Annotated in this window: 18 protein-coding genes; 11 read left to right on the top strand and 7 right to left on the bottom strand. The window is 38.3% G+C overall.

Annotation, left to right across the window (positions count from 1 at the left end; all coding sequences use genetic code 11):
• Positions 1 to 69: 69 nt before the first annotated feature.
• Positions 70 to 450 carry an ACT domain-containing protein gene (locus CMT41_RS06850; RefSeq protein WP_057180600.1) on the top strand — a complete coding sequence of 127 codons (381 nt, stop codon included), beginning with the start codon at positions 70 to 72 and terminating at the stop codon, positions 448 to 450.
• An 808-nt stretch (positions 451 to 1,258) separates the two neighbouring features.
• Here the strand turns inward: CMT41_RS06850 and CMT41_RS06845 are convergent.
• Positions 1,259 to 3,010: an Ig domain-containing protein gene (locus tag CMT41_RS06845; protein WP_058026724.1), complete on the bottom strand. Its 1,752-nt coding sequence runs from the start codon at positions 3,008 to 3,010 to the stop codon at positions 1,259 to 1,261.
• A 575-nt stretch (positions 3,011 to 3,585) separates the two neighbouring features.
• Between CMT41_RS06845 and CMT41_RS06840 the strand changes: the two genes are divergently transcribed.
• The 3 genes from CMT41_RS06840 to CMT41_RS06830 all read left to right on the top strand — a co-directional run bounded on the left by CMT41_RS06840 (position 3,586) and on the right by CMT41_RS06830 (position 5,988).
• A complete protein-coding gene (locus tag CMT41_RS06840) occupies positions 3,586 to 3,939 on the top strand; it encodes a Spx/MgsR family RNA polymerase-binding regulatory protein (protein ID WP_058026722.1) in 354 nt (117 codons plus the stop codon).
• Between the two features lie 76 nt (positions 3,940 to 4,015).
• Positions 4,016 to 5,242 carry a succinyl-diaminopimelate desuccinylase gene (dapE, locus tag CMT41_RS06835; RefSeq protein WP_083494230.1) on the top strand — a complete coding sequence of 409 codons (1,227 nt, stop codon included), beginning with the start codon at positions 4,016 to 4,018 and terminating at the stop codon, positions 5,240 to 5,242.
• A gap of 29 nt (positions 5,243 to 5,271) precedes the next feature.
• Entirely contained in the window at positions 5,272 to 5,988 is a 717-nt protein-coding gene (locus tag CMT41_RS06830; protein WP_058026721.1) for a M15 family metallopeptidase, read from the top strand.
• A gap of 374 nt (positions 5,989 to 6,362) precedes the next feature.
• Here the strand turns inward: CMT41_RS06830 and bamC are convergent, their stop codons facing one another.
• Positions 6,363 to 7,532 carry an outer membrane protein assembly factor BamC gene (gene bamC, locus CMT41_RS06820; RefSeq protein WP_057180588.1) on the bottom strand — a complete coding sequence of 390 codons (1,170 nt, stop codon included), beginning with the start codon at positions 7,530 to 7,532 and terminating at the stop codon, positions 6,363 to 6,365.
• A gap of 201 nt (positions 7,533 to 7,733) precedes the next feature.
• Between bamC and CMT41_RS06815 the strand changes: the two genes are divergently transcribed.
• Together CMT41_RS06815 and bcp are read left to right on the top strand one after the other, a co-directional pair.
• A complete protein-coding gene (locus CMT41_RS06815; RefSeq protein WP_057180585.1) occupies positions 7,734 to 8,261 on the top strand; it encodes a glycine cleavage system protein R in 528 nt (175 codons plus the stop codon).
• Positions 8,262 to 8,348: 87 nt separating this feature from the next.
• Positions 8,349 to 8,825 carry a thioredoxin-dependent thiol peroxidase gene (gene bcp / locus CMT41_RS06810; protein WP_057180584.1) on the top strand — a complete coding sequence of 159 codons (477 nt, stop codon included), beginning with the start codon at positions 8,349 to 8,351 and terminating at the stop codon, positions 8,823 to 8,825.
• A 188-nt stretch (positions 8,826 to 9,013) separates the two neighbouring features.
• On the opposite strand, the gene CMT41_RS06805 is transcribed toward bcp, so the two are convergent.
• From CMT41_RS06805 to CMT41_RS06795, 3 genes are read right to left on the bottom strand one after another with little or no spacing between them, the layout of a single operon-like run.
• Complete coding sequence (locus tag CMT41_RS06805) at positions 9,014 to 9,487, bottom strand: methylglyoxal synthase (RefSeq protein WP_058026719.1); 474 nt, start codon at positions 9,485 to 9,487, stop codon at positions 9,014 to 9,016.
• A gap of 48 nt (positions 9,488 to 9,535) precedes the next feature.
• A complete protein-coding gene (locus tag CMT41_RS06800; protein WP_057180580.1) occupies positions 9,536 to 10,618 on the bottom strand; it encodes an AI-2E family transporter in 1,083 nt (360 codons plus the stop codon).
• 53 nt (positions 10,619 to 10,671) lie between these two features.
• Complete coding sequence (locus tag CMT41_RS06795) at positions 10,672 to 10,890, bottom strand: sulfurtransferase TusA family protein (protein WP_057180578.1); 219 nt, start codon at positions 10,888 to 10,890, stop codon at positions 10,672 to 10,674.
• 138 nt (positions 10,891 to 11,028) lie between these two features.
• On the opposite strand from CMT41_RS06795, the gene CMT41_RS06790 reads away from it, so the two are divergent.
• The 5 genes from CMT41_RS06790 to CMT41_RS06770 all read left to right on the top strand — a co-directional run bounded on the left by CMT41_RS06790 (position 11,029) and on the right by CMT41_RS06770 (position 16,011).
• Complete coding sequence (locus tag CMT41_RS06790; RefSeq protein WP_058026717.1) at positions 11,029 to 11,637, top strand: hypothetical protein; 609 nt, start codon at positions 11,029 to 11,031, stop codon at positions 11,635 to 11,637.
• 60 nt (positions 11,638 to 11,697) lie between these two features.
• Positions 11,698 to 13,167 carry a M48 family metalloprotease gene (locus CMT41_RS06785; RefSeq protein ID WP_232300027.1) on the top strand — a complete coding sequence of 490 codons (1,470 nt, stop codon included), beginning with the start codon at positions 11,698 to 11,700 and terminating at the stop codon, positions 13,165 to 13,167.
• Positions 13,168 to 13,234: 67 nt separating this feature from the next.
• Positions 13,235 to 13,591 (top strand): arsenate reductase (glutaredoxin), encoded by a 357-nt coding sequence (gene arsC, locus CMT41_RS06780; RefSeq protein ID WP_057180573.1) that lies wholly within the window; start codon positions 13,235 to 13,237, stop codon positions 13,589 to 13,591.
• Between the two features lie 37 nt (positions 13,592 to 13,628).
• Positions 13,629 to 14,024, top strand: coding sequence for a DUF2069 domain-containing protein (locus CMT41_RS06775; RefSeq protein ID WP_057180572.1), 396 nt, complete (start codon positions 13,629 to 13,631; stop codon positions 14,022 to 14,024).
• A gap of 40 nt (positions 14,025 to 14,064) precedes the next feature.
• On the top strand, positions 14,065 to 16,011 hold the full coding sequence (locus CMT41_RS06770) for a hypothetical protein (RefSeq protein ID WP_057180570.1): 1,947 nt from the start codon (positions 14,065 to 14,067) through the stop codon (positions 16,009 to 16,011).
• 155 nt (positions 16,012 to 16,166) lie between these two features.
• Here the strand turns inward: CMT41_RS06770 and hda are convergent, their stop codons facing one another.
• Positions 16,167 to 16,874, bottom strand: a complete 708-nt coding sequence (hda, locus tag CMT41_RS06765) for a DnaA regulatory inactivator Hda (RefSeq protein WP_057180568.1) — start codon at positions 16,872 to 16,874, stop codon at positions 16,167 to 16,169.
• Positions 16,871 to 18,301: a DUF2066 domain-containing protein gene (locus CMT41_RS06760; protein ID WP_231732987.1), complete on the bottom strand. Its 1,431-nt coding sequence runs from the start codon at positions 18,299 to 18,301 to the stop codon at positions 16,871 to 16,873. The genes hda and CMT41_RS06760 overlap by 4 nt, the downstream gene beginning before the upstream one ends.
• Positions 18,302 to 18,319: the final 18 nt, after the last annotated feature.

Below are 18,319 nucleotides of genomic sequence, written 5' to 3'. Positions count from 1 at the left end.
GGATAAATTAAGCCTGACGATAACTAACAAGTGCTATAGTTAAGGTCATATAACAATTTAAGGGCCTTAATGACACAGTTAACGCTTAGACTGATTAACGAGCACTTTGCCATTCATAGTTTATCCAAAAGTGCGATTATCCCAAGTGAAGTATTTAGCGCCAGTATCTTTTTTATCGCCAAAACTTTCGATGAAATATCCATCGTTTTACCGCAAAATATTACTATTGACAGTGATGAAGTGGAATTAAATTGGCAGGCTCTAGAGGTTGTTGGCCCTTTAGCTTTAACAATGACCGGCATTTTATCGAAAATTTCCACGGTATTAGCCAATGAGAAAATTAGTATTTTTGCCATTTCCACTTTCGATACCGATTATATCCTGGTTAAAGAAGAATTTATCAACCAAGCCATTGCAGCGCTACGGGCTAATCAATATATAATCATATAATGCCAAAGCAATAAATAACCTGCATATTGGAAAACTATGATCACCTTATTACTAGTGCCGTAAACTGTCATCACCCCAGAACAGACCTCCCCCCTAAGAAAGACGATCATTCACTTATAAATTAGGTGAAGTTTTAGTTCTGCTATTACCACAAACAGGTCTAAATTTGTTGTTCAAAATCATCCAGTATAATGACCACTTTGATACGATAGCTGACCTTATTAAAACTCTATTTTAATACTGAATTTGTTCTGTTGGCTTATAAAATCAGAGGCAACGAGGGGCAGCTTTCCATTTATAAAGCTGACATTTCCACTTCATACTTCTGTGGCGTTCAGGGGCTCATAGCGCCTTAGGAATATAGTACCAATGTTGGCTTAGGGGTTAGGTTTTATATGGGTGGTGGCGAATATTAGCGCCGATATCAAACAGTAATTAAGGTATTAAATGCTAAAAAAACTAGCCCTAAAGTAATGATAGGGCTTTAGTTTTTGCTGACTATCATCACTTTTTTAACTCCGATAAAGTGGCTCTGTTCCATCATACTGTTGTCCACATGGCAACTATATGACTTAATAGGAAGTGTTGCTGAAGTGATAAAAGCGAGCTTCACAAGCATGACGGTACAGGATGTACCTTATAAGACAATGCATGGAGCATATTGTCCTGATGTTTGTGCCGAGCCCCATGGATGGGTTTACGCGTATCGCTTGTTTACTCAACAACACTAAACTACAACAGAGCCGATAAAGTATGATTCAGCTAAAGGTGATGTTTGCTATTAATGAACCCCTTGAGGTTAAAATAGTTAATTTTTGATATACTTCACATCAAAAATCGCTTGCTCACCGTCAACCGAAACAGTGGTTATTTCAACATTAAAAATAGTGTAACTTTCACCGGCTTTTAGCGCGTAGCTGTCATTGAATAGATCTTCATCAGGGTCTAGCAATGTTGAGCTTGTTGGATACTCAGACATTTTTGCTGGGGTTCTTTCATTGGTATAGTGAATTTGAATACCTTGGCTATGCTCTTGTAATAATGGATGTTTAAGGGGTTCATCATAACTATTACCTGCATGATAACTCAGGTATAAATAACCACCTTCAACTTTTACTTTAGCAAGGGTTTTCCCTTGTGTGCTGTAAATGTCATTAATAATGACGGCCTCACTGCTGCTATCAATAGCGTGAATATCATTACTATCTACCCAACCTAAAAGCTCTCGTGATGATGGGGCTAAACCAAGACTAAAAGCTTTTGAGCCCATAATACTAAATAGATCACCATAATTAACGGCCGGCCAATAACCTTTTTTCAAGTGTGTTGCTAACGTTTTGAAAATACTTTTATCAACATTGTATCTATTTATGCCATCGTCATGATTTAAAAGCCCCAGCAGGTGAAAAAGCTCATGCGTAGTGCTCTTTTCACTGGATGTCAGTGGTGCTTGCTCTTGAGTATAGAACTCAGACATAATACTGGGATTGTTACGGAGTATCTCGAGTTCAGCCCACGGTCTATCGGTAGAATCTATGTCGAGATAAAGCGCTTCATTAAAATCATCGTCATTCATATTCGTTGTGGCGAAATGATAACCGTCTAGCCCTTTTTCACCTTGCTTAAGGTTAAAGCCCGGCTCGAAATTACTAGCAAAAGGCTGGTGCCAAATCTCGTCATCATAGAAGGTAAAGATCATGCTATGGTAATCGTCGATGTTTATATTTTCAGGAATGTTGAGGTAATGGGTAGCCATTGTACCTATGAAAAAAGATTCACATTTATTGATATCGCCAAGTTTTTCGGTAAATGAAAAATCTGGCTCGGCGCTAACGTGTTCACCTTCTTTATTCTCATCATACCAAGTACGTGCTAAGGGCATCATCACCGTTAGATCACACTTGCTGGATAAATCAGCCGCATTATCTAGATAAACATTACTTAAAGCCGTTTGGCTTAATCTGATTGTTCTCATTTGTTCACGAGATACTGTCATCGGCTCTAAATGAACAACATCAAATTTGACTTGGTGTTTGCCGTTAGAGAGGTAGTTAACATAAGCTGCAACACTGTGGTAATGTTGGTCGATATCCGCTTGGTTAATGCTCGTTTCACTGTCTGCATAGGTCACACTAAAGACGATGTGCTTAGTGACTATTTTACCCGCTTCATTGGTGATAACGATATTAAACGGCTTAGTGCTTTTCACTTGGCCGTTGAGTGTGGCAATAATTTCAATATCAAAATAGACATATTCAACATTTTTATGAATATTGATAAATGGCTTGGCCAATCCGGTAATAGCGCCATACTTTTCATTAAAGCTTAACCAGTCAGGTTTGTTTTTAATGGTAAAAGTAACGTCGGTATTATTATTCCAGTCAGCAAAATCAGCGCGGTAAGTATATGTCTGACCATTAACAGCATTGGTGATAGGTTTATCACTGATAGCAACAGGAGTTTCAGGAGTAGCAGTGGATTTTTTTTCGCCGCCACAACCAGAAATGCATAGCGTTAACACCAACAAGAATAGTGTTAAAATAGTTCTTGGTATATTCATCAGTAAACTGTTTCCTATATAACCTGAATTGGGATAATAAAGGTTATTGCTTAAATTGGCTGGCCAATGGTTATAATTTTAGCATTTTCTCGTTAAATGAAATTGCTTTATCAACGACAGACAATTGACCTTTTCAAAAAAACAGGGTAATCATCAAGGTATATTCGATCGATTTTGACGCCCTACTTTTTTTAAGGCGCGCAAGATAGCACAAATAATTGGGTGATGCAATTTTAGACAAAATGGTTTTTATCTATAAATACCGTCACATGAGCTGGTTTTAGGTCATTTGAGTAACTATATTAATGTCGGTTACCCTTGGAGTAATAGACATAATAGTGAGCATAACTATTGCAACAAAATGTAAGCAATTAAAATTCACACCTCAATGAATCCTCTAGTTTATATAAAAAAACATTATCTAAAGGGTGTATTGGGTAAAATATTTACATGATCGAGAAAAAACACTTAATCCTTAGATCTAGCTAACACATTGCCTATTACTAGCGGATATAGCCTACTGATTCTGATATCATCTTAAGCATTGATTATTAACTATTGGATACTGCTCAAATATGATTACACTTTATGGCATTAAGAATTGCGATACCGTGAGAAAAGCAACTAAATGGCTTGCTGAAAATAACATAACACATCAACTTTATGATTTTAAGAAACAACCGTTAACTGCCGAATTATTAACACAATTTGTTAAGCAAAGTGATTGGTCTTTATTATTAAACAAACGCAGTACCACCTTTCGTAACCTGCCTGATGAGATAAAAAACAATTTAACAGATGAAGTTATGTTTGCCGCTGTGCTTGAACAACCTACGTTACTTAAGAGACCGCTATTACCATTGAATGATGAACTAAACCTCGGTTTTAAAGCTGAACAGTATCAAAATATTTTCGAAACAAATAAGTAAAACAGACAGTAAAGATCAACATTTAAAAGCCATGTCTTTATAGTCATGTATTAAAAATTAACTAAAGGTAGTTCTTGTGAGTCAAACTGAACAAAAATATGAAAGCGCCGTTATTAAACTGGCAATAGATCTTATGAGTAGAGCTTCAGTTACCCCTGAAGATGCAGGTTGTCAAAAACTGATGGCAGAGCGCCTTGCTAAACTTGGCTTTAATAATGAAACAATGATTTTTGCTGATACCACTAACCTTTGGTCACGCCGAGACGGTAGCCTGGGCCCAGACAATAAGAAAAACACGGGTAAAATAAACAATGATTTAGTTTTTTGTTTTGCTGGCCACACCGATGTGGTGCCGGCAGGTAACCTTGAACTATGGCATACGCCGCCCTTTGAGCCAACAATAATTGATGGCATGTTATATGGCCGTGGCGCAGCAGATATGAAAGGTAGCCTAGCGGCAATGATAGTGGCGACCGAGCGTTTTGTTAAAGACCACCCAGATCATCAAGGTGCTATCACTTATTTGATTACCAGTGATGAAGAAGGACCCTTTATTAATGGCACCACTCGAGTTATTGATACCCTAGAAGCACGCAATGAAAAAATCACTTATTGTATTGTCGGTGAGCCTTCAAGTACTCATACTGTTGGCGATGTCGTAAAAAATGGTCGCCGTGGTTCAATTACTGCTGAAGTAATCATTAAGGGTAAACAAGGTCACGTTGCCTATCCTGAGCATGTCAGAAACCCGATTCATTTAGCTATGCCCGCATTAACAGAGCTCAGCCAAATAGAGTGGGATCAGGGCAATGAATATTTCCCGGCGACTAGCTTTCAATTATCAAATATTAATGCCGGCACAGGTGCCAGTAATGTTGTCCCTGGGCATTTAACGGCATTATTTAATTTACGCTATAGCACAGAATTAACCGATCAAATGATTGTTGAGCAAGTCGAGTCAATCCTTAACAAACATCAACTGGATTATGAGATAAAGTGGACTTTTAATGGTAAACCTTTTATTACCAAGCATGCTAACTCTGAACACGGTTTCCTCAATGCCGTTAGCCAAGCCATACTCTCTGTTACCGGTAAAAAAACCCAGCTTTCTACCGCAGGTGGCACTTCAGATGGGCGTTTTATCGCGCCAACGGGTGCCCAAGTCATTGAACTAGGTCCATGTAACGCCACTATCCATCAAGTTAATGAGTCTGTTTCTTGTCACGATTTAGAACAACTCGTTGATATATATTATCACTGCTTGGTTAATGTTTTATGCACACACAAAAACATTAATGGCTAACGTCTTTAGTTCTAAGGTGTCATTTAACCATGCCTACTAGCAATGAAAGCCATTCCGCTCAAGTACTCGGTCAAACCGAGCAACACCTGTATTATCTCAATGAGCGAGTGGCCATTCACCAAGAAATGAAAAATGCCTTTAATGCTTTAGTTGCTGCGGCTAGCACCGCTAATATTGACTTAAGCATTGCCAGTGGCTTTCGATCTTTTGACCGACAGCTTATGTTATGGAACAATAAGTTTTCTGGAAAAACACCGATTAAGAATATTGCCGGAGAAAGTATTTTAGCCGCGAGTTTATCACCACTTGAGTTGACCCACAGTATTTTACTTTATTCCGCCCTACCCGGCGCTAGTAGGCACCATTGGGGCTGTGACATTGATGTTTACGCGCCAAATTTGCTAGCTGATGACTATCAACTACAGCTTGAACCATGGGAATATAGTGCCCAAGGGCCTTTAGCAAAATTATCTGCTTGGTTGGTTAAATACGCCCATCAATTTGGCTTTTTCCTGCCTTATGCTAGCTTCCAAGGTGGTGTTGCCAGTGAGCCTTGGCATTTATCTTACGCACCATTAGCACAACAATATCAGCAAGCTTTTGATATTGAACGGTTAGCCAAGGCATTAAATAACAGCACTATATTGGGCAAGGACGTCATTATTAAAAATTTAGATGACATAGCAAAGCGTTATATTAATAATGTCTGTGCTGCGCCGACAAATGTTATACTCACTAAACAGTAAGCTGAGAGATATTACTTAGCATTAACTAACTTAACAAACTTATTAAGAGGCATTCCAATGGACAATGGCGTAGCTATTTTCATGATAGTAATAGCGCTAGCTATTATCATAGGTAACTTGAGTACCCTGCAAAAAAACGCTAAACAAAAAATGCGCAAACACAATTTAAATGACTTAAAAGAAACCCTGCCAAGAAGTAACAAAAGTGCTCATAAATTGGCAACATATGAAAAAAACAAGCCCTAAAGAGCTGACAAATTCAAAACATAAAAAAACTCCAACACTAGATATAAAAAGTGTGGAGTTTTTTTATGCCAACTTTACCTCTGTCTTATTTCGACAAAGAGCGGGTAAACTTTATCGTAACAACTATATTAAAAAACGTTTCTAAACGATAAACCTTGCTCGAATACCGGGAAAATTCGCTCTAAGGTTGCTAACGGTAACGGCTCTCCGGCAGCATTATATATGGTTACTGCGGTTTTTTGATTAAGTTCATCCAGAGGCGCTAAAACAAATTGGTAGTTGGCATCATTAACATCGATAACCGGTACATCTTGACCCCAAATACTATCCCAAACACTACTATCAGGTTTAACAAAGTCGACATAGTAAATTTTCTTATCTTCGTTTAAATCGCTAATGGTAAAACCATGTTTTTCGAAGAATAAAGGCATATTGTCCCATAAGTCGTCTAAGCCCATCTCAACAACATAGCCGGCTTCTTCTTCAATGTTTTGTCCTATTGTTACTAGCTTTTGATTGGCACGAGTTAAGCGATCCGAGCGCTGTTGAAGACGGTAATTATAATCAACAGCGGCAATTAGCTCATTAAGCATAGCTTTTTCAGCACGTTGCTTATCAATGGGATCCATGCTTTTGCTACCACCGGTTTCATCCGTTTGTAAAAAATCAACTAATGAAACACGTAATGAGACACTGCGACCATGAGGTTTAGCTAATAATTGATAGCGGAAACGTAAACTCTTGGAAAATTGTATGTCGGTATAAATCCAACCAACATCAACCTCATTATGATACCAATCTGATTCTATGATGGCCGTCTTAATGCCTTCACGCTTAATACTGGTTTCTTTTAAGCTGGTCGCCCCCTCAATGACTTTACTTAAGGTAACCTCAACATCTTCTTCAATATAGTTATAGGTGATTTTGTCTTCAACTAACTTTTCTATGACAACTTTTTCGATAAATTCCAATAAATCTTTATCTTCTAAAACCTTATCAAACCAAATAATCGCGACAGTAGACTCATCAACAACTCTTGAAGAGGCGGCAACAGGCATAACCAGTGAAGGTGCTCGAATATCCATATCTTCACCAATAGGGCCTTGATGATTTATTTTATCGGAGACAAAGAAGTCCTGCGCTTGTTTGGGTTTATTCAAATTGGCAGGAATCACTAGAGCGTTAGCTTCAGGTTTATACTGATAAGCAAAGCTCCCCTGCGCTTGTTTATTATTAACAGAACCACAAGCTGTTAGTGACAAGGCTAACAGTGATAAATAAAATACTCTACAACTCATTAAAACTCCTGTGGCTTAGGTTATTGATAGTCAAAACCCAACTAAGCTCACTAAAAAACTAAAATAGGGCTAAACATTGCGCCCCATGGTACTTGGCTGATTTTACAAACACAAGTTATATGACCACAAAAATGTAAGATGATTCCAACTTTAATCATGATCAGTTACAATACGTCTTTATTGACAACTTAGGCGTAATGAATGTCACAATATTTAGTACTAACCGCAATGGGATCGGACCGAACAGGTTGTGTTAGTGAGTTAACTAAATTAGCAAGTGAATGCGAATGTAATATATTGGACAGCCGAATGGCCCTTTTTGGCTCTGAATTTACCTTCATTATGTTACTTAATGGTGAAAGCAGAGCAATTAATAAGATTGAAGCGAGGATCCCTAAACTTGCTCATACTTTAGATTTAATTACTATGATGAAGCGAACATCTGGTCATAGAACCTTTAACTTGGTACAACACTACCAAGCTGAATATTGTGGTATTGATCAACCGGGTATTTTAAAAGCAATGACCGCCTTTTTTGCCACACGAAAAATAGACATTTCTTCGTTGAAATCAGCTATAGATCCCAAAACTAACCATATGAGTGCCAAGATATTATTTGCTTTAACGGAGAAAATTAGTATTGATGAGATTGAGCGTGACTTCTTAGAGCTTTGTCAGCAAACTGACGTCCAAGGCTGTATTAAAAAAGCCAATACTAACTTATTATAGTAATAAGCATAGCGTTCAATGAGTAAGACATAGTTACCCTTAAAATCAAGTAAATGACTTTCATCCCTTTTTAACAGTGAGTTTATAATGAATACTCTAAACGTTGGTGATACCGCGCCACTATTTACCCTAGCTAATGAAAATGATGAGTCAGTATCATTAGCTGATTATATCGGCAAAAAACAGGTGCTAGTATATTTCTACCCGAAAGCAATGACTCCGGGTTGTACCGTGCAAGCACAAGGTCTACGTGATATTAAAGCTGAGCTGAATGAATTAAACACGGTTGTTTTTGGTATCAGCCCTGACGAAGTAAAGCGCTTAACTAAATTCTGCCAACGGGATGAACTAAACTTCTCCTTGTTAGCTGATGTTGATCACCAAGTAGCCGAGCAATTTGGTGTTTGGGGTTTAAAGAAGTTTATGGGCAGAGAGTACGACGGCATTCATCGTTTAAGCTTTTTAATTGGCCTTGATGGCAAGATCAGCCACGTTTTTAATAAATTCAAAACTAAAGAACATCACGATGTGGTTTTAGCTGTATTAAACGAGTTAAGTCAGTAACTTAATAGCTAGTTACCGTAAGCGTTAAAGGTGCTTGCCCTTAAAGTAAAAAAGAATAGCCCTAAGCTAAATAATATTAGCTTAGGGCTTTTTAGTTATTGCTATTGAATTAATACTATTGAATTAACACTATTAAGTTAAGTACTATTAATTTAGCTAGCAATGGACTAAATACCTTACTAAGGTATTTAGTCCATTGACTTGATACGTGCCGCTAAGTAACCCGCATAGTCTGGAATTTCAATAGCACTCTCTTCGGTCATCAGCTCCGAGTCCATCAAAAAATTAGCGGTAGATTTATTAGTCGCTACCGGAATATTCCATACCGCGGCTAATCTTAACAGTGCTTTAACATCAGGATCATGGGGTACCGCATCAAGCGGGTCCCAGAAAAATATTAGCACATCAATCTCCCCTTCTGCGATTAATGCACCAAGTTGTTGATCGCCACCCATGGGCCCTGACAACAGACACTTTATCGGTAAAGCAATGGCGCTGCTCAATAAATAACCCGTAGTGCCAGTAGCAAATAAATGGTGGAATTTTAAATCCTCACTACGCTTTTTCGCCCAAGCAATTAAATCGGCTTTTTTATTATCATGGGCCACTAGTGCCATGCGTTTATGCGCTGGCATCATTCGTTGGGTGTACAATAATTCCATTTTAGTTCCTTTAACTAGCGAGGATTTTTTGCAATTATTTCCATTGTTTTACAGTTCAGGGGCTTCATTTGTCTCGTCTGTTTCGGGCACTGAAGGCCAAGCATTAATGACAGCTTTTACCAGCGTTGCTAAAGGGATGGCAAAAAACACCCCCCAGAAGCCCCATAAACCACCAAAAAATATCACCGCGATAATAATGACAACTGGATGAAGGTTAACCGCTTCAGAGAAAAGTAAAGGCACAATAACATTACCATCGATTGCTTGAATTATGCCATAGGCAAGCATAACGTAGCCAAATTCACTGCCAAAGCCAAATTGGAAAAGCGCTACTAACATGACCGGAAAAGTAACAACCGTTGCTCCCACATAAGGGACCAGTACCGACAAACCAACCAAAACACCTAATAATAATGCATATTGCAAATCAAGAAACATAAAAGCTATGGTCGTTGCTGTGCCAACAATAATAATTTCAATCACTTTACCACGGATATAATTTAAAATTTGTTGGTTCATTTCTTTACTTACTTTCTTTGCCATGCGGCGTTCTTTAGGTAAGAAATACGCGACGCTGTTCATTAATTCAATTTTATCTTTTAAGAAGAAAAACATCATTAAGGGAACAAGAATTAAATAAACCATTAAAGCGACAATGTCAGAAATAGAGTTTAATGACGCTTTCAGCGCGACCTGACCCCATTCAAGTAGATTATCATTGACCATAACAATAAAGCTTTCAATTTGAGACTCATGTACTAGTTCTGGGTACTTTTCTGGTAGGGTCAATAAATACACCTGTCCTTGAGTGATCATATTAGGGACTTCTTGCAATAAATTACTGCTTTGCGTCCAAATAATGGGCATAAGTCCCAAAACCGCCAATAAGGCAAAGCCAATAAAAGCCACGATCACTACTATCGTGGCACTCAAACGTGACATGGAGCTATGCATCAGTTTATTAACCGGAAGATCTAATAAAAAGGCTAAGGAGATAGCAACAAAGACCGGCATTAATAAACTACTAAATAAAGCAATAAACAAGGCAATACATATCAAAATGACAACGAGGGTTACGGCATGGGGATCTGAAAATTTACGGGTATACCAATCACTGAATAACTTAAACATAACGTCCTATTTTTTATTTTGCTTAGCCAAGAGGCTGTTGCTCTTGCTTAATTTTATATACTAATACTGATCTCTACCGTACCATTACCAAGATTTTTTTTACTGTGTTGATAGCCCTGTTTATCTAACAGCTTAGGGATGTCATTTAATGAGCCGACATCATTTATACGAATGATACACTCATCACCCACCTGCATTTTTTTTAACAATAAACGCAGGTTAATTAAAGGTAGCGGACACTTTTCGCCTATACCATCATATTTATAAATCATCTAATTATAAAAACAGCGCTTTAGTTTAATTCACTAATTTGCGACAATTAATCCATGGTACTAATTAAAGTTATCATAGCGTACCTCTATAGGTATGTCTTATGTAAAGACAACTTAAATACTAGGAATATTAACTAAATGAGTTCATTAGGCCCAGAAGCTAGCTTAAAAGAAATTAATGCTTATAAAAAACAAATCAATTGGGGCGATGTCTCTACGATTTACCATATGTTTTCTTCTTCTTTAGGGGATTTAGATGGCATACTTACCCATGGTTTTGATAGTGCCTACAAAGAGGTATTAAAGCCAAACACATGGAATTTAGCCCTATTAGGTGCAAGTAAAAGTCTTGATGGTGCTATGCAAGTAAAAAACAAAGCACAAATTAGCTTACGGCATGAATTTAATGATATGGGTTATGAGTTACATTGTTACCCAGTTGTTGATGGCGAAAATGTCACTCAAAACATGATTAATCAAGGCAACTGCCCTTTTCATACTTGGCTACCCGAAAAAACACAAATGCTTTTTCGCATAAATAGCTTAGTCGCCTTTGCAATATACTGCTTCCAAAGCGGTGACGAAGCCGATAAAGCGTTATTAAAGTTTGCCCATGACAAAGTCGAAACGTTAATTACAACATTAAGCGAATCTTTTCAAATTATTGCGGTCAAAGGTTATAGTATTGCCGAGTTTTATCAAGAAATCGCCAATAAAAATGGTAATATCCTTAGCCAAGAAAGCTAAGTAGGTAAAATCACCTTTTAATCACCATGTATATTTCGATCATAAATGTAGGATGTAATATTGTTTAACCTAAAACCCATGCTTATCGCATTATTGCTGACATTAGGTACTGCTGTGGCGACGAGCTTTAATGCCAGTGCCATTAATAACTATAACAATAAAAATAAATTACCCGATATTGGCATTTCAGCCTATAGCGTTTTATCTATAGATAAAGAGCTACAAATTGGCCAGGCGATGATGCGCCAATTACGTGCTTCACAGCCATTAATTCAAGACCCGGTTCTACTTGAATACATTAATCACTTAGGTAATACCTTGGTGAAAAATGCCCAAGGGGTTAATTATGCCTTTGAATTTTTTCTCATCAATAATAATGAATTAAACGCTTTTGCCTTTTTTGGCGGCCATGTAGGCATTCATAGTGGTTTAATTACCACAGCGGATACAGAGAGTGAGCTAGCGTCTGTTATTGCCCATGAAATATCTCACGTTACCCAACGCCATCTAGCCCGCCGACTTGAGTCACAAAGCCAAACTCAAAGTTTAACTATGGCTGCTATGTTATCCAGTGTATTACTGACCTTAATCAACCCCACCGTTGGTATGGCAGCGCTTAGCGCTAGTATGGCCGCGACACAACAGGCAAGTATCAACTACACTCGAGGTAATGAAAAAGAAGCCGATAGAGTCGGTATCACTTTGTTAGCCAATAGTGGTTTTAATCCACAAGGCGCATCCAATTTCTTTAGCAAGATGTCAGCAAAATACCGCTATGCCAGTAAGCCGCCAGCCATGCTGCTAACCCACCCCTTACCTGAATCGCGCATCGCTGATGCTAGGCAACGGGCATTAAATTATCCAGCCAGGCCTTTGCCACCCAGTTTAGACTTTGAACTCACTAAGGCGAGATTGAAAGCAAGATACCAGGGCGATGCCAAGTCAAATATTATTTATTATCAACATCAATTAAAGAAAAATCGCTATGCGATAAAAGCCGCGGCACAGTACGGTTTAGCCTTATCGTATTTTGAAAATAAACAAACGAAACAAGCATTACAACTTTTAGAAACATTAAAACAACAGGACAACAATAATCTATTTTATATTGATGCCTTAACGGATGTGTATTTAGCAAATGACCAAGCATCATCAGCCATTAAGATGCTTGAGCAATTAAATTTATTTATGCCCAATAACCAAGTGGTGAGTTTAAATTACGCCAACGCCCTACTTTCGGTAAAAAATTATGATCTCGCTGCGGAAATACTGCAGGACTTTTTATTGGTCAATCCAGGTAACTTTATCGCTTATGATATATTAACCACCTTATATCGTTCACAAGGAAAAAAGGGTTTAATGCACATGAATAAAGCAGAGGTCTATGCCTTGTTAGGTGCATACGCCAAGGCTGCCGATGAGTTACAAACCGGTTATACTTTTCTTGAAGATCAGCCTTTAATACAAAAAAGGATAAAGGCCCGTATTTTACAATTTCAAGAACAAGAGAATCGCTTAAAACGCTTATAAGCCATTTATCGTGTCAACATTTCTGCCTGTTAGCATTTTTATAGCAGGCTATTTTAAAGGTAACCCTATGTATACTATTTATCACAATCCAAGATGCTCAAAAAGTCGTCAAACACTGGCTTTACTTGAAGAGCAGGTGCAACAGACAAAGCAAGCAGTCACTATCATTGAGTACTTAAAATCACCCCTTGATCATGAGCAAATTAAACAGCTACTCGCGCAACTTAATTGCTCCGCTATTGAGATGATGCGTACCAAAGAAGCTGAGTTTACTGAACAAAACTTAAAAGGTGCTAGTGAAGACGAGCTAATTAACGCCATGGCAAACACGGCCAAGCTAGTTGAGCGCCCTATTGTAACCGACGGTAGCAAGGCTATTATTGGTCGCCCTCCTGAAAATGTCTTAAGTTTTTTTAAAGGCTAAATGTCAATTATATCCACCATTACCAATAAGTAACCCAATGAATAAACAAATGTTTTCAACCGACACCTACAAAAAAATAGCCTTGGCGGGCTATTTTTCATTACTTTTATTTATGCCATTATGGTTAATAGTACTCAGCCCGAGTGAAAGTTTAAGTACGTCAACGTCTTTATTGATGTTTACTCTACCGTTATTATTACCATTAAAAGGTATGTTACAAGGCAACCCTTTTACCTATGCTTGGTCTAATTTTATTGTTTTAATCTACTTTTTACATAGCTTAACCACACTTTGGGTATTGCCAGCAGACAGAATATGGGCGATATTAGAGTTGATTTTTGCTAGTGCAATGTTTTTTGGTGCTAGTTATTACGCTAAATTCCGTGGTCAAGAGCTTGGGCTGAGTATACGAAAAAAGAAAGAAGACAAATAGCTCAACGCTTAATCACGCTGCAATAACAAGGAAGATGTCAATGCGATTAAATTTTGTCAAGATCAACTTACTGCTATCAATGTCACTAGTCACTTTATTAACGGCTTGTGATAGTAACTCCAATCGGATCCAAACGGATTACTCACTCAATAGCATAGTACAGCTTGATGAAAGACAAAATATCAATCAAAGCATTGATCTTCTTCTTCATTTTCCCTATGACACTGTCAGTAATATTCGCTGGCAACAATTAACTGGTGAGCCAGTAACCCTGTTAGCAAAGACAAGTAAAGTTATCTCTTTTACTCCGACAAGCGCCGGCAGTTATAGCTTTAGCGTCTCTTTTACCCTAAACGATAACCTGACACAAACCTTAGAGAAGAATATTACTGTCAGTGATGATTACCATGCAATCACTGCCCGCTTATCTCATACCGCCTTAACAGGGAATAAAGTCTCATTTCGCACTGAAATACAGCTATCGATAGACGCCAGCACTCTGATATGGCAGCAAATAGAGGGACCTAGTGTCACGTTAACAACAGACAATAGTAAGGGAGCCTTAACAATATTCTTTGATGCACCTAAGGTTAGTTTTGATACCATTATTGCTTTTAATGTCTCAGCAACTGACGCTAACACTAATATAACCTATCACGACCAAGTGGCGGTATTAGTCGAGCCCGCTGACGCGATTAGGAGCAATGCTTATTTTTCCGATCGTAAAGCCAATGTTTTCGCCTATAACGCCAATAGCCCTTACGCTGAAAATTTAGTTCATTGCGTGTATGACAATAGCTTAAGCAGCTCTTGTACCCTAGCTCAAACACCGTTACTTGCTGAGGAAGTAAATGACTCGTCGGCGACACCTTCTGTGGCAAGCATTATGGACAGAGTGCTGGTATCTCATCAGTGGATGGGTGATAGGTTTAAAGATTTTTTAACAAATAATGATGACAATGACGATATAAAAAACTTATTAAGGGCTACCACGGCGATTGTTATCGCTTATGATATTCGCCCTTCTTTTTATTGGGCTGCCACGGGCGCAATATATTTAGATGCAGAAAATTTCTGGTTAAGCCCCCAAGAGCGAGATACCATAAATGAGGCCGCCGATTTTAGAGCCGACTTTGGTAATGATTTACAATTTGTTATGCCTTGGCGTTATATTAAAGATAATGCCTATGCGAGCCAAAGCTTTAGTAAGTCGGCACGAGTAACTCGTACAGCAACAGCGGCTTTATATCGCTTAACGTCCTTAATGTATCATGAACTTGCCCATGCTAATGACTTCTTCCCCAGTAATGAGTGGTATGTTCATCATAGTGACCAACGTGTGCTTGATGCGGCCCTTAGTACTGATTTTGAATCCGATGAACTTGCTCTTGCTCTACCATTAGCCAGCCAAGAAATGCGTAATTTAGCACAAGTTAGCTTTGCCGGTGAAACAGCCAACTCAACACAAAAGAATTACTTACCTACTGACATTGAAAGCTTCTTTAGCCCAGACAGAGCGACAGATTATTATGCTTATTCAAGTAAACGTGAAGATTACGCCATGTTATTTGAAGAGTTAATGATGCAAAACCGCTTTGGCGTTATTCGCGATGTTGCCATCACCAACCAACCTTCTGGCAATAATATTTCCGCTGCTGATTATATCGTCACTTGGGGGCAACGTGGCCGGATTGGCGACGATAAATTAACAGAACGAGTACTTTTTAGTGCCAGTAGGGTATTAGCTGAATTTGACAGTCAAGCCGCCATAAACTTAGTACCAGCTCCCATAACCATGGTTGTCGGGGATAGTTGGTTGGATAATTTAACCATCAGCCCAAGCGAACCTAATATGGATAATTTGATGAAACAGCTAAATGGCTATGCTATCCCTCAGCCAGCAACAGAAAAGGCCAGCATTGCGCCGGTAACTGAAACGCTAGAAAACTTTAATCGTTATTACCAAAAACCTTTACCTAATCATTAATAGCAAACGCCTAATTCAATAGCTCTAATGCAATAGGCATAGTTAATAGTTTTAGTCATGCCTACCAAAAAAAAAGCACCATTGATTTAATCGTGCTTTTTGTTTTTATTGAGCATGTTTTCCTTGGTGATGACGTTACTAACGCCATCGGCTAACTATTTCAGGTTAAGCACTTGCTTGATAAAGGGAATAGTAATTTTTCTTTGCTCTTGAATAGAGGCTTTATCTAAGACATCCAGTGAGCTAATTAAGCTGCCCATATCTCGACTCAAACGATTAAGTAAAAACTTAACCACATCGTCTGACAAGAACAAACCGCGTTGCGTGGCACGATGTTGGATAGCAATGATTTTCTCTTCATCGTCAAGTGGTTTAACTTGCTCCGTTAAACCCCAAGAAAGTCTAGAGACAAGATCAGGTAAACTAATACCTAGTTGTTGGGCACTTTCATCCCCGGTAATTAATAAGTAATTGTTTTGTTCAAACACCCGGTTATACAAATCAAAAATAGCTTGTTGCCAACGCTCATCACCGGCAATTAAGTGAATATCGTCTAGGCAAATTAAATCCATTTGCTCTAAGCCATCTAAGACTTCCACGGGTAATCGTTTTAATTCGGCACAAGATAAACACACTGAAGATTTGCCAACGTGTGCAGCATAAGTACTACTAGCATGAAGTAGATGTGACTTACCAACACTAGATGAGCCAAACAAATAAAAACTATGTGGGCTATCCTGTTGCTGATCAATATAGGATTTTAATTGGCTGACAATCGCTAGATTATCATCACTTTTATAGTTATCGAATGTTTCATCATCAGGTAATTGCACCTTCAAGGTGAGTTGAGCAACTTGTTTCATCCTTGCTCCCAATAAAAAACCGGGACAGATGGCACCCGCGTTAACTGTGGTTTGGCCGCAAATACTGTCGGCAATGACGTATTTATTGCCAGTTCAATGGCAGATTTAACGTCTAGATTGTTACCCTTATCTTGAACTGAGTTGCTAACCGCCACATTTTCATCAATAAACACTATTTTATTAGCCTTTAAATTCCCCTGAGAAAGTTCAACACCAGCGGTATCTATTTCGCCGAGGACAGTAAACTTTACTGAGTTATTGCTGTCGTTTAGTTCAGCTTGAGCAGTCTTTTGAGGCTTAAATGGCTGACGCTGAGAAAAACTATCAAGCTGAGTATTCATTTGTTGCGTTAACTTATTGTTTAATTTTAAGGACGCTAGGAATGAAGCCTTTGAACCCAGCAAGTCTAATTTAAAACGACGAACATTACCTTGGGCACTGATTAAAGTAACATTCTTAACCGCTGATAAATCTGCTAAAAATTGAAATAATTGCATATCATGTTTTAATGACGTGACATTGTTCACTTCAATGACAAAATTATTTTCTGCTGAGGTTGATAAAGCATAAGACTGATAAATCAACTCGGTGATATCGGATAAACCCTGATGAATCAAACTGATTTTATTATCACCTTGGTATGTTTGCGTATACAGTGTGCCTTGGCTATAAACCCGCCAATCTAGCACTTTAGGGCGGTCAACTTCTGCTGGTTGGCACAATAAACCACAAGAAATATTATCTACCGCACTTGCTGCTTTAGCTATATCTTCTTTATTCACTAAACTTGAATCAGACACTCTCATCACGATAATGGTATCAGCAAAATAACGCAGCGAGGCTTGTTGAATTTGTTCAGGAAAATAGCCCCAAAAGTCACTTACCACCACATGTTCACTATCGGTTAGGTCCATTAACGGCATGATAATAGGCAAACCACGTTGTATCGAAAAATCATGAACACTTGCGGGAATAATACTATCCGCATCGGAGGCAACCATAGTACGGCTTGCACCTTGCTCATCGATTAACCATAAAAGCACTTGTGGGCGTAAGCTGCCCCAGCGCGCTAACTTGGCGTCTTTAAACAATTGATTAACTTTATCTTCATCAAAACTGACAACTAAGCTTAGCTCAGCGTCTTTTCGTTGATAACGATACTGGCTAACATAGCGACTGGCTCTTTTTTGTGCTTGTTGTAACACTGGATGTGTTAAAACACTCTTTTTACCACCAACTTTTAAAAACACCCCTTGCAGTGCTTGTTTTATTGCCTGCTGACGCTGTTCTTTCGCTTGTGAATCAACAACAACATTAGCTTGGTATAAATCATCTACTTCCAGGGCCAGTAGATTAGTGCTAAAAAGTGTAAATATAAGGAAAATTATAACAAAAGGAAATCTAAACATATCAACTAAAAACTTCATAAACTCCATGACTTCATA

The organism is Colwellia sp. MT41, from assembly GCF_001444365.1.
GTDB classification, from domain to species: domain Bacteria; phylum Pseudomonadota; class Gammaproteobacteria; order Enterobacterales; family Alteromonadaceae; genus Colwellia; species Colwellia marinimaniae.
The sequence above is the reverse complement of the archived record's forward strand: the minus strand, read 5'-3'. Positions and strand labels throughout refer to the sequence as shown.